The sequence below is a fragment of the Paenibacillus sp. FSL R5-0623 genome (assembly GCF_037974265.1).
Lineage (GTDB): Bacteria > Bacillota > Bacilli > Paenibacillales > Paenibacillaceae > Paenibacillus.
Map to the genome: position 1 here is coordinate 3730294 of NZ_CP150233.1, position 12735 is coordinate 3743028.

Annotated in this window: 12 protein-coding genes and 1 pseudogene; 12 read left to right on the top strand and 1 reads right to left on the bottom strand. The window is 41.9% G+C overall.

The genetic code is table 11. The features are described 5' to 3' along the window. Positions 1-9: 9 nt before the first annotated feature. The 7 genes from MKY92_RS16265 to MKY92_RS16295 all read left to right on the top strand — a co-directional run bounded on the left by MKY92_RS16265 (position 10) and on the right by MKY92_RS16295 (position 5186). The gene (locus tag MKY92_RS16265) at positions 10-210 is read left to right on the top strand and encodes a cation transporter (RefSeq protein ID WP_339296916.1); all 201 of its coding nucleotides are present in this window, start codon (positions 10-12) and stop codon (positions 208-210) included. A 28-nt stretch (positions 211-238) separates the two neighbouring features. Continuing rightward, on the top strand, positions 239-2680 hold the full coding sequence (locus MKY92_RS16270) for a heavy metal translocating P-type ATPase (RefSeq protein WP_339301813.1): 2442 nt from the start codon (positions 239-241) through the stop codon (positions 2678-2680). Between the two features lie 27 nt (positions 2681-2707). Then, positions 2708-3586 carry a hypothetical protein gene (locus MKY92_RS16275; RefSeq protein ID WP_339296917.1) on the top strand — a complete coding sequence of 293 codons (879 nt, stop codon included), beginning with the start codon at positions 2708-2710 and terminating at the stop codon, positions 3584-3586. 16 nt (positions 3587-3602) lie between these two features. After that, positions 3603-4232, top strand: a complete 630-nt coding sequence (locus MKY92_RS16280) for a nitrite reductase (RefSeq protein WP_339296918.1) — start codon at positions 3603-3605, stop codon at positions 4230-4232. 5 nt (positions 4233-4237) lie between these two features. Further along, positions 4238-4441: a heavy metal-associated domain-containing protein gene (locus MKY92_RS16285; protein ID WP_339296919.1), complete on the top strand. Its 204-nt coding sequence runs from the start codon at positions 4238-4240 to the stop codon at positions 4439-4441. Positions 4442-4474: 33 nt separating this feature from the next. Continuing rightward, entirely contained in the window at positions 4475-4714 is a 240-nt protein-coding gene (locus MKY92_RS16290; RefSeq protein ID WP_339296920.1) for a glutaredoxin family protein, read from the top strand. A gap of 142 nt (positions 4715-4856) precedes the next feature. Beyond that, positions 4857-5186, top strand: a complete 330-nt coding sequence (locus MKY92_RS16295) for a metal-sensitive transcriptional regulator (protein ID WP_339296921.1) — start codon at positions 4857-4859, stop codon at positions 5184-5186. A 966-nt stretch (positions 5187-6152) separates the two neighbouring features. Here MKY92_RS16295 and MKY92_RS16300 read toward each other — a convergent pair. Then, a complete protein-coding gene (locus MKY92_RS16300) occupies positions 6153-7520 on the bottom strand; it encodes a hypothetical protein (protein ID WP_339296922.1) in 1368 nt (455 codons plus the stop codon). A gap of 145 nt (positions 7521-7665) precedes the next feature. Here MKY92_RS16300 and MKY92_RS16305 point away from each other — a divergent pair, with 145 nt between their 5' ends. The 5 genes and pseudogenes from MKY92_RS16305 (at position 7666) to MKY92_RS16325 (ending at position 12734) form a co-directional block, all read left to right on the top strand. After that, a complete protein-coding gene (locus MKY92_RS16305; RefSeq protein ID WP_339296923.1) occupies positions 7666-8601 on the top strand; it encodes a copper amine oxidase N-terminal domain-containing protein in 936 nt (311 codons plus the stop codon). A 5-nt stretch (positions 8602-8606) separates the two neighbouring features. Continuing rightward, positions 8607-8956: pseudogene (locus MKY92_RS16310) on the top strand (TetR-like C-terminal domain-containing protein); the annotation flags it as partial. Positions 8957-9215: 259 nt separating this feature from the next. After that, entirely contained in the window at positions 9216-10019 is an 804-nt protein-coding gene (locus MKY92_RS16315) for an undecaprenyl-diphosphate phosphatase (protein ID WP_339296924.1), read from the top strand. Positions 10020-11151: 1132 nt separating this feature from the next. Beyond that, positions 11152-12390 (top strand): DNA polymerase IV, encoded by a 1239-nt coding sequence (locus MKY92_RS16320; protein ID WP_339296925.1) that lies wholly within the window; start codon positions 11152-11154, stop codon positions 12388-12390. Continuing rightward, a complete protein-coding gene (locus MKY92_RS16325) occupies positions 12387-12734 on the top strand; it encodes a YolD-like family protein (RefSeq protein WP_310335784.1) in 348 nt (115 codons plus the stop codon). The genes MKY92_RS16320 and MKY92_RS16325 overlap by 4 nt, the downstream gene beginning before the upstream one ends. Position 12735 lies beyond the last annotated feature (1 nt).

Here is a 12735-nt window from a genome sequence, read left to right on the forward strand (position 1 = left end):
CGAAATAAGATGAAAAACATTGTATTGAGCGTACAAGGTATGAGCTGCCAACATTGTGTAAACTCCATCGAAGGTGCTCTGAAAGAAATTGGAGTGAGTGGCAAGGTGAACCTCAGTGATGATTCGGTTGAGGCGACGTATGATGAAAATCAAGTCTCCTTGGAGCAAATTAAAGAAGTTATTGAAGAACAAGGCTACGAAGTAGCGTAAAAGTAATGGACGATAAGGGGAGTGAATTATTGTGGCAACAGCATCGGCTCAGACCAAACAGTCGAGTATACAAATTACAGGTATGACCTGTGCAGCGTGTGCAAACAAAATCGAAAAAGGCCTCGGCAAAATGGACGGGGTCACATCAGCGAATGTTAACTTCGCTTTGGAAAAAGCAAGTGTAACGTATGATCCCACGAAAGTGGAAATGAAAGAACTTGAGGAAAAAATCAAAAAACTTGGATATGGTTCCGTTTCAGAGGTTGCGCAGTTCAATCTTGAAGGCATGACCTGTGCAGCATGTGCGAACAAAATTGAAAAAGGGCTGAATAAGCTGCCCGGCGTGACTAACGCTTCAGTAAACTTCGCCATGGAAACGGCTCGAGTTGAATTTTCTCCTGGTGAGGTTTCCATCGAAGACATGAAAGACAAGGTGAGTAAACTCGGTTATACAGCGATCATCAAGGCAGACGGTTCCAGTGGTGGTGCAAGTGACCATCGCGCCAAAGAACTGAGCAATCAAAAACGGAAATTATTGATTTCGGCCATTCTTTCCTTGCCGCTGTTGTGGGCTATGGTAGGTCACTTCTCGTTCACTTCGTGGATCTATGTACCGGATTTGTTTATAAATCCATGGTTCCAACTAATCCTGGCTACACCAGTACAATTTTATATTGGTAGACAGTTCTATGTAGGTGCGTATAAGGCTCTCCGAAACAGGAGTGCCAACATGGATGTGTTGATATCACTTGGTACCTCTGCAGCCTACTTCTATAGTTTGTATTTAACCATTCAATGGTCAAGTATGGCTGACGGGATGCATCATGGTCCATCCCTCTATTATGAGACGAGTGCGGTCCTTATTACATTGGTTCTTATGGGTAAATTGTTTGAATCACTTGCGAAAGGCCGAACATCAGAGGCAATTAAATCACTGATGAGTCTGCAGGCGAAGACGGCATTAGTGGTTCGGGATGGCAAAGAACTTACCATTCCAGTGGATGAAGTCATTGTAGGAGATGTTGTCCTTATTCGCCCAGGAGATAAAGTTCCTGTAGATGGAGAGGTGCTGGAAGGGATCTCATCTGTAGATGAATCCATGCTTACGGGTGAAAGCCTTCCAGTAGAGAAAAAAGTCGGTGATGCTGTGATTGGAGCTACGATTAATAAAAACGGTATTCTTCGGATCAAAGCAACCAAAGTAGGTAAAGAAACCGCTCTTGCACAAATTATTAAGGTTGTTGAAGAAGCTCAGGGATCAAAAGCACCAATTCAGCGGGTAGCCGATGTGATCTCGGGCATATTCGTCCCGATCGTTGTAGGGATTGCAATAGTTGCTTTCGTGGTTTGGTACTTCTGGGTTACACCAGGCGATTTTGCAGGTTCGTTAGAAAAAGCAATTGCGATTCTTGTTATCGCATGTCCTTGTGCACTTGGACTTGCAACCCCAACATCCATTATGGCGGGGTCTGGTCGTTCGGCTGAACTAGGGGTGTTGTTCAAAGGTGGGGAACATCTGGAACAGACACATAAAATTGATGCGATCCTTCTGGATAAAACCGGTACTGTTACAAAAGGTAAACCTGAATTGACTGACGTCGTCGCTCTTGGCAATGAAAATGAATTCCTGAAACTTGTTGGAGCTGCAGAGAAAAATTCTGAGCATCCACTTGCAGAAGCCATCGTTGTGGGCATCCAGGAACGAAATATTGAACTACCAGGAACTCAATCGTTTGAAGCATTTCCGGGTTTCGGAATCCAAGCAATGGTTCAAGGTAAACAACTGCTCGTGGGTACACGTCGACTGATGGAAAAGTATAATATTGATGCAAAATCAGCTTATCATTCGATGTCAGGTTTGGAAGAAGCGGGCAAAACTGCGATGCTGGTTGCCATTGATGGCCAGTATGCAGGTATGGTTGCTGTAGCAGACACAATTAAAGAATCTTCGAAAGCTGCAGTGAGCCGTCTGAAAGAAATGGGCATTCAGGTCATTATGATTACAGGTGACAATGAACGGACGGCAAAAGCCATCGCTGCTCAAGTAGGTATTGACCACGTTCGTGCAGAGGTCTTGCCTGAAGGAAAAGCGGAAGAAGTGAAAAAACTGCAATCTCAAGGTAAAAAAGTGGCCATGGTTGGCGATGGTATCAATGATGCACCTGCTTTGGCAACTGCAGATATTGGTATGGCGATTGGCACGGGGACAGATGTAGCGATGGAAGCGGCTGATGTAACACTCATGCGCGGCGATCTATCCAGTATTCCTGATGCTATCTACATGAGTCGTAAGACCATGCGCAACATTAAGCAAAACTTGTTCTGGGCACTTGGTTACAACACCTTAGGCATTCCTATTGCAGCTATCGGTCTGTTAGCACCATGGGTTGCAGGCGCAGCGATGGCCTTGAGTTCGGTATCCGTCGTTCTGAACGCCCTGCGATTGCAACGCGTAAAAGTACGTCACTAGTCAAGTACTAGAATAGGAGCGAACATAATGATGATGAGGAGTAAAAAAATCATGCTAATGTTAACCGGTGTTTTAGCTTTTGGTGTGTTGTCTGCTTGCGGAACCCCTAAAGAAAGTGCACATACAGATGGACATGGTGGTATGAATCATACTGAGATGAATTCTGAAACTGAAGGTGCGAGTCATGATCATGCAGCGACTCATGCTGATTCAACAGCAAGTACCCTTAAAGCCTCGTTCTCCTTTGCATCAGATGTGAAGGCCAATGAAAATTCACATCTGACAATCCAAATCAAGGACGTCGATGGTAATCCGGTTAATGAATTTGAAATGGGTCACGAAAAAAGAATGCACCTTATCGTGGTGAGTAAAGACCTTTCTTACTTTAATCACATTCATCCAGATTTTAAAGGCGATGGAACGTTTGTGATTGAAACTTCATTTCCATCTGGCGGAGAATACAAAATCCTTGCCGACTTTGTTCCAAAAGGTGGAGCGAGTACTACACCCAGTGAATGGGTGAACGTTGGGGGTCCAGAAAAAGCCCAAGAGCCTGTTCAAGCGGATCCCAACCTTGTAAAAGAAGTGGATGGTAAAAAAATCGAACTTTCATTGAGTAGCACAAAGGCTAATGAAGACGTAAAACTGACCTTTAATATCATGGATGCGAAAACGGACGAAGGGATTAATAATCTGGAACAATACCTCGGTGCTGTAGGTCATGTTGTTATCCTTTCTGAGGATGCAGAGCAATATCTGCATGTTCATCCAACAGAGGAAAAGGCAACAGGTCCAAAAGCGGAATTTATGACCTCCTTCCCGCATAGCGGAATCTATAAAATCTGGGGCCAATTCCAACATGATGGGGAAGTCTTTACAGTACCTTTCGTCGTGGATGTAAAGTGAGTAGAGAGGTATGAGCATGGGAGATAAAATTAAAATAGCGATTAGTCCAGCAATCCAACTTGGTGGAAGCTTATTCACTCCAGAGCAACTAGTTAAAATTGGCGAGAGTATTGGTCCAGATTCAAAAGTGGAGATGACACCCTTTAAGCAACTCTACGCAGAAGTATCGATTGAACAACGAGATCAGATCAAAAATAAACTTGAGGATCACGGTCTTGAAATAAACCCTGCAGGATTTGTAACCAAAAGTCTGATCGCTTGCAACTTTTGTAGAGGTGCAGAAGAAGCAGGTATGGAAACAGCCAAAAATTTAAATCAAGCCATTTCCGGTATCCATACGTCTGCACCACTCAAGATTGGATATGCAGGATGCGCCTTAGGCACTAGTGAACCGTTGATTAAAGATATTGGGATCGTAAAGATGCGGGATAAGTTCGATGTTTATGTTGGTGGCGAGTCGAAGGGGCTTAAACCCTCCTTCGCCAAGCTGCTACATTCCGGATTAACGGAGGATCAGCTTATTCCTTTCGTTACCGCAATTGTTGATTATTATAAGATGCATGCAAAAGGCAAAGAAAAGTTCAGCAAATTCGTTAATCGAATGACACTGGAAAACTTGAAGTTTATGACTCTTGAAAGGGGGTGAAAACAGTGAAAGAAGCAACTGTAAAAATTCAAGGTATGTCTTCCCGTTCTTGTGTATCTAAAATTGAAGGTGCAATTAGCGCTCTTGGCGCTGAAGGCCACGTTAATTTTGAACAGGGAACAGTAGAAGTTCGATTTGACGATTCTAAAGTTCAAATCGCTGAAATTGAAGAAGCGATCCGTAAAAAAGGATACAACATCGGAGCGTAATATATAATGAAGTACAAGGGAGGGTAATTGTGCATGACGGAACCCATTCAGATTTATTCAATCCCAACCTGTAGCGATTGCAATTATGCTAAACGTTACTTTACAGAGCATGAACTTCCCTATACGGATTACAATTGTGAAGAAGATGCCAAGTACGCTGAGGAAGTCTGGAAGTTGACTGGCAAACAGGTTGTTCCAACCCTTGTCATTGGAGATAAGGTCTTTGTAGGCTTTGCCGAAAATCTCAACGAAATCAGTGAGTTAGTTAAGTAACTCTTACGACCCCGGTCACTTCCGACTGGGGTTATTCTTAATATAAATAGCCCTTTGACTGATATATTGTTGTAGGAACTTCTTGCTCCCTTTACATAGGGTAGGGGGGGATGGTAATGTGTAAATAAAGGAGTTGATCTACTTGGATGATAAGATACTTGAGGCCGCCTCATGTGACCATACATCTTCAAACGAGCGAAAAAGTCATCATTCGGAGAGTACAAAGCGAAAGTTAATTAGCCGTTTGAATCGGATTGAAGGGCAAGTCCGTGGAGTAAAAGGAATGATTGAGAAGGATACGTATTGTGATGACGTATTACACCAAATTGCCTCTATTCAATCCGCGTTGAATGGAGTAGGAAAGCAGCTTTTGGAACATCATATGAAAAGCTGTGTCATTGAACGCATTTCAGAGGGCGATCACAAAGTTTTGGATGAATTGATGATCACTGTAAATAAGTTAATTAAATAAGCTAGAATATTGGTGGTACCTCTTGTAGTAATCAGGCAAATGCCCCATCAAGGTTAATTTTATTAGGGTTAGTGGTGAAAAGAATGTCAGGAACGAGAATATGTTTCCGTTGAGTCGCTATTATAGCGGCTTTTTTTTGTTTTATCGGTACAAGTTCGTATACCGATCCAAGGACAAGAACTTGTACCGTCACATTAATTGACAAGCCAAACAGGAGAATCAAGATTGTTCGGGCAGAAGAGGATTACAGTTGGGCTAAATAAAGCAAAAAAGAAAAGTTGATCCTCAATTAACTCATAGCTATTAATCATCGGAATACACTGTAGCATTGAAACTTTCGGGTCCCAGGCGAACGTTGTTAACACTGAAGCTTGGATTATAGGTGAATGTAGCGTACGCAGAATAAATAAGTTGACCATTTATAGGGGGAGGCACATTGTAATCTGAACCTTCGAAACTTGCGAGTATAGTGTTGGTGGAAGTGAATATAGGCTGGGAAACGACATAAATAGGTTGGCCTGTATTAGTGGCCCCCCTGAAGATTTCCATTCGAATAGTAGAGGGCAACGAAGATAAACTGGCCACTGAGAATCGATAGGTCCCATTAAACTGAGTACGGGTGAGCGGTCCTGGATTAACAATGTTGAGTCCCACGATCCCAAGCAGGGTAGGTGTGTTTGATGGAAGTAGGATGTTGAGCGGAGTAATCCCTGTGGATGCGAGAGAAGTACGAGCGTCGAGTGTACGAACCATTTTCATTCCTCCAATCTATTATACTGAAATATCGTATGTTACTGATTCGAAAGAGTTTTCCGCTTATTGGAAAGAAGTTACAGTCCTAAAGTAACAACAGTTATTTTTGTTACAGCTCCTGAATCAACTCCATTGAGTCCTCAAAACAAAAGACCTATTTCTCAAACACAGATATCCCAAATAAAAATAATTTATGGAGACTTATCCAACGTATTAACTTTGATAGTTAAAAGTAAGTGTCTTTCCCAGTGAAATCAAGTGATTTTGATCAGCCCATAAGATGAAATATGAATACGTAATTCCTTGAATCACAACAGGAGCAGGATATTTTACAATAAGTGCCGCCTGATTTCTCATTTCCACGGGTTGGTCTTCCGAAGGAAATATGAAACAGGCTTCTTGTGCTTGAATAACAGCAGGGAAAATTCGGGGGTTTGCCCCGTAGGGTTTCAACATATGAAAAGCTTCCGCTCTGCATACCTCGTGAATTTCTTCCTCAGAAGAGATCGGGGATATCTGAAAAAATCCGTCCGCTCCTTCGAATCGTTCTTCGGTAACTTTGTGCCAGCTTCGCGGATAATAGAAAGATATCTTGTATACCTGATTGAAATATAATCCATACGGATGAACATCATGCACTCGTGGGGACCATCTAAGAGCTGTAATCCACCTTGCCTCAACAATTTTGATCGGATTATTAGGGTTTCTTATATCAATACTCCACATTTCGGTTGCTTGTTCTTGATTATTGCATCCTGATAAGTAAGCGATTCGGTTCCCATCCGGCGACCAACTTAAAGGGGTAGAGAAGCAGGTGGAGACCGCCCATGTTTTTTGTTGCCCTCCAACTCGGCTGTCGGTCTGGATTAAAGAAACATATTGATTATCCACAAAGTCGGTGGCACTGTATGCGATGAGTGAAGAGTCCGGGGACCATTCAGGGAAATAGTTTTTCGCCTGAGGGCCACCATTAAGTTGGTAGCTTGCTCCTGTTGTCATGTTCACCGTAGTGATCAACGAAATGCTGGCTCCCGGGGATGTATATAGGACAAACTCTCCGTTAGGTGATATTCTGACATTGTGGAGGGGCCCATTATTTTGAGTTAATTGCTGTTTGTTTATGCCATCTCGGTTAATTTTATATAGTTGGGTATTGCCTGCTTCATCCGGAGCTGCAAACAGGAGAGCCTCTCCTGAAGGAAACCACTGGACATCGGTGGCTCCTTGTTGAACGATTGAACCGCTGGCATGGGAGTTGATATTGTAGATCACAATCCGTCCGTTTTTTACATAACTCAAGTATAGACTATCCGGCGACCAGCTCAGTAAAGTATAAGGGTCAATTTGATCAATTTGTGCCCATGTCCTGCTGTTTAGATTGAATACATACACGATATTTTTCTTGCCGATAAAGGCGATGTTCCGGACATCTGGCGACCAGTATGGAATTGTAAATGCCTCACCAAGATCCTGGGTTAGCTTAATGGTCTGACCTGTTAAAGGTTGATAAAGCCAAATGTCGTACGAACCACCCCAAACATTTGAAGTAAAAAGAATCGCTTCATGATAAACAAAATTCATATTTGATGCCGCCCTTCAGGTTTGATTTCACTACAATGTATTCAAGAAAAGGAGATAGGCGAATTATTCGTAAAATTCCTATCAGGAAGTATTTATTCTGCCGATAATGAAGGAGCATATATTTTTTCTTCAGGAGGAATCGTCAATGAAAAAAACAGTCATCTTGCTAACCAGTCTGGCGCTAATGCTAGCCACCGCCGCAGGCACAACCTCAGCCAAACCGGGAAACACTCCCCCCGGACAATCAGGTAAAGAGGTATCGTCAAAAGCACCCAAAGACAAAGAAACTCCAATTGAGGAGAAACAGACCGAGGAAGTCGAGTCTTCTGAAACGGTCAGCACTGAAGATGACAAAGTTAAGGATTCCTCAACATCGGAGACAGAGAATACAACCAACAATACAACCGATCCAACCGAATCCAAGAAAAAAGGCTCCAAAGGATACAAAGGTTTGCTAAATGCTATTCAACATGTGGAAGATAAACCGGCAGGTGCTGTACTAGCCGATATTTTGCTTACAAAATATGCGACTGAGCTGACGGACGAACAAATTAAAGAACTTGAAGCCATCCTTGAAAAGGACAAGGCGTTGGAAACTGCAGCAGAAATGCTCGAAAAAAACGGTAGTGTGACTGACGCGGTGTATTTGCAGGAAGAGGCCATTAAAGCCAATTTTAAAAACCTGGACCTGTACAAAACAATGGGGAAACTCAATGAAAAGGCGGGTAAAAAGAATGGGGTGAAGCTGTATGTGAACGGGGAAGCTTCTGACTCCGAACCTTTTGTCAAAAAGGGCAACACGTTTGTTCCTTTTCGCGCCATAGCTGAGTCTTTGAAAGCCGAAGTGGCATGGAATCCCGAAGAACGCTCCATCATTGTCATGAAGGATGGGGTGAGCATTAAACTTGTGGTTGACAGTAAGACTGCAACAGTTAATGGCAAAAACGTCTCTTTGGATGCGCCAGCAACTATCACAAAAGGCAGTACTTATGTACCCGTACGTTTCATAAGTGAGGCATTGGATGCAACCGTGCAATGGGAAGAAGAAAGTAAAACCGTCGTTGTTTATGAAGAAGAATAATATTGGAATGCATAGCAGCTGAGATTAACCAGTTGCTTCGACATTGTATGTCTGGAGATGACTTGGTTCACCTTCCTTCCAAAACTGCACTATTTAACACTTTTGAATATTTGGAGCAGCATGCTTTATTCTACTCGATTATGCTGAAGAGCAAGGGAAGCATAATATTTCGAAACCAAATGGAAACCATGTTCAGGAAAAGTCTGATTGAGCATCTGGATTCAATCAATCTCGATCAGGACAGGAACAGGGACATTACAGTACAATTTTTAATTTCAGCATCAGTGGGTGTATTGGAATGGTGGATTATCGTTCGATGCCGTATCCGCCATCCGTCATGGTTGAACAATTTTAGAATTTGCTGAACCCAGTTGTCGAAGGACACGAACATCGTTCCACTGGAAGCCGCCAATTTTGCGGCTTCTTTTGTGTTTTCTAATGTTTGAGAAGATAGGAGGTGATGATTGATATGATCTGCATATCATTTAAATGATGTGACAATAATGTCACACTGAAATGAATATTGTTATGCTAATCGATGGGAATATATAGTCATTTACTCTTATACTTGAACTTGTTAAGCGAGTTTATTTTCGTAAAGGGGATATCTTCTAATGACTGATGTAATAAAAGCAATAATACTTGGCATAATAGAAGGCTTAACTGAATTCTTACCCGTATCGTCTACTGGACATCTTATTTTAGCAGGCAATTTACTTAACTTTGAGGGAGACGCGGCAATAACCTTTAAAATTGTTATACAGTTGGGTGCAGTGATGGCAGTTCTAATTCTTTATTGGAAAAGGTATATGGAGATTGGATCAAACTTAATTAAAATGGATTTTTCAAAAAGTAAAGGATTAAACGTAATACATATGATTTTGGCTATGTTACCAGCATTAATCGTATATCTTCTACTAAAGGACACTATAAAAAGTCAATTATTCGGCCCTACATCTGTCTTAATTGGTTTAGTTGCTGGTGGTTTGTTAATGATCATCGCAGCACAGAGTAAGAGAACTACCAGCGTTGATACAATTGATATGATTAGTTACAAACAAGCTTTTGGGATTGGCTTATTCCAATGTCTAGCTTTGTGGCCAGGTTTTTCGAGATCGGGTTCGACGATTTCAGGTGGCCTTTTGCTCGGTACTAGCCAAAAAGCTGCCGCAGATTTTACGTTCATTATTTCTGTACCTGTTATGTTTGGTGCTACCTTGTTGGACTTATATGATAGCCGCGATTTACTTAGTTTAGACGATTTTTATCTAATGTTAATTGGCTTTATGACATCCTTTCTTGTGGCTATGATTGCGGTAGTAACGTTTATTAGACTGATCAAGCGACTTCGATTGGAGTGGTTTGCTCTATACCGTTTTGGATTAGCAGCCCTTTTCTATTTAATCGTCATACTGTAACTGTAAACTATAATTTATAAACTCTCAGTTTCGGAGGTATGTAAGTTTCTCATCTGATCGAGATACGGTAGGGATGTCCTCGCGAACGTTCTCAAACACTGAATTTTGTTCTAATTGATCCGGGTTGAGCGAAAATTACTTCTGGCTGGCGGGGTATGACAAGTAGCGGCTGCAGTCCGTGATAAATGACTCATACGAGGACCAATGTCGTCACGCAAAGCAGACCAATGATGGATTTGGTGAGAACGTTCATTTCTATTAAAACTCCTGTCTTTGTCTTTATAATGCTTATCCACAAAGATGAGAACACAGTTTAATGAGTAAATATTGCCAATGCAAATCGCTAGCGCGTTAGACAATCCTGCACACATGAGACTTATGAAAAGTACATTTGAGGTGGAGAGATAGTACCATCAGGACATTAGATTATTCACCTTAATTTTTGATTTAATCTTTTACGACTACTTATGCTAGGATGTTGAACTAACCGTCTGGTTAGTTGAAGGAGGAGTTTCAAACTTCTCATAGAAAGTTTTTTAACTAGAGGTAACGATAACTAACTCACATTGGCATACGTTTGATACGGGAATAGTTGCAGTGGACAATATACATATTGGAATCCTATGGGCAACAGACCCTTTATAAGTGGATTTAAGACTGATTAATGATGAGCCATATCTAAATTCATGTTCAACTAACGGGCATATCTGAAGTAAGCACTTTGTACACGCTTGGCATGTGAAGTAAATTGTATGCGAGATTTACCATTAACAATAATCTAAACTTGCACTGTTACCTGAATAGGTAAACTGATAAGCTCAGCCACAACCATACAGCCCCATTGTAGTCGCTATTTTAGCGACTTTTTTATATTATCGGTACGGTTATGATATTGCGGATAAATGCTTCGTCAGCCGTGCAAATGTTAGATGTTTGGCACAAAGTTTGGGATATACTCAATCTCCTTACATCACCCCTCAGGGGGTCTTTCTTTTGTCTTAAGTAATCGTTTTTAATACTAGTATGACCTTATCTCGGATGAATATAAATATTTACCTCTTGCATAAAGAACATGCGTTCGGTTTATAATATACAAACATACGTTCTTAAAAGTATAGGAGTGATTTCAGTGTTGACTAAGCAACGAACCATTATGCTCATTGATATGCAGAGCTTTTATGCTTCAGTCGAAAAGGCAAAAATGCCTCAATACAAAAATAGACCACTCGCCGTCGCTGGCGATCCAGCAAGACGTTCTGGCATTATCCTTGCTGCTTGTCCACTAGCCAAAGCGAAGGGTGTATCTACCGCGGAACCACTCTGGCAGTCTCTTCAGAAGTGCCCTGAACTGATCATTGTGAGACCACACATGCAAGAATACATCGAAGTATCCACTCAAATCATGTCCATTATTGAGGAGTTCACCGATCTGGTCGAACCGTACAGTATAGACGAATTATTCGCTGATTTTACAGGGTCTATGCATCTATTCGGTAATGATCCAGTCGATTTAGCCAAGCAAATTCAAGACAAAATCTATAATGAAACAGGCGTTTACGCAAGAGCTGGCATTGGTGAAAACAAAATCATCAGTAAATTATGCTGCGATATGATTGCTAAAAAAGCAGAGGGGGGTATTTTCCACTTAAAGAAAGAGGAGTTACACCTCCATATTGGAGATAAGCCCATCCGCGATATGTGGGGAATAGGCTCAAGAATGGAAAAACATCTGTGGAAGATGGGCATCCGAACCATTAGAGACCTGGCGAATACGCCTCTTTCCAAATTAAGAAGTAAGTGGGGTGTTAATGGAGAAGTCATCTGGCGAGTCGCAAATGGACTCGATAATTCGCCTGTAACCGTCAATACGCACAGTACACAAAAAGATATCGGAAACGGAATGACCCTGCCTAGAGATTTCACAGAGGCTTGGGAGATCGAAGTGGTTATTCTCGATATCTGCACAGAAGTATGCAGAAGAGCCCGACAAAAGGGGTTGATGGGTAGTGTCGTTTCCGTAAGTGTGTCTGCAGCGGATTTTGACCACCCCACTGGTTTTCACAGGCAGGTTAAACTGTCTGATCCTACAAACATAACCGTTGATGTGTGCAAGATAGCCAAACGCATCTTTCATCAACACTGGGATGGGCAACCTGTGCGCCGTGTAGGTGTATCCCTGTCTCAATTATCCAACGCGGATACATATCAACTATCTTTTTTTGATGATCAAGAACAGAAACGGGCCATTGATCAGGTGATGGACGACATTAAGGATCGATTTGGCGACATTGCCATTCTACGAGCGAGCTCCATTACGGCTGCGGGTCAAGCGATCGATCGAGCATCTAAAATCGGGGGGCATTACAAATGAGCAAAAAACTGGAGGCCAATGGATTATGGGAATCGAGCCGCATGATGCTTCCACAACATAAAGAACGAATTATACAGCATCGAACTCAAATTCATGTTCAAACGAAACCACTGATCCATGAAGATGAGTGGGAGATTATTACTCAGAATATAGATATGTCGCTCAATTATACATTGCAAGCCACCTTTGAAATATTTACTGAGTCAGGCAATCGGTATATACACGGGATCGTCACTTCAGTCAGTAGCTTTGGAAAGAAAATCAAAATTGAAATGGAGAATGGATTTGAATGGGTCGATTTTGATCAATTGGTCGCTGTAAAACTTGAAGAAGGAGGCGTGTAAA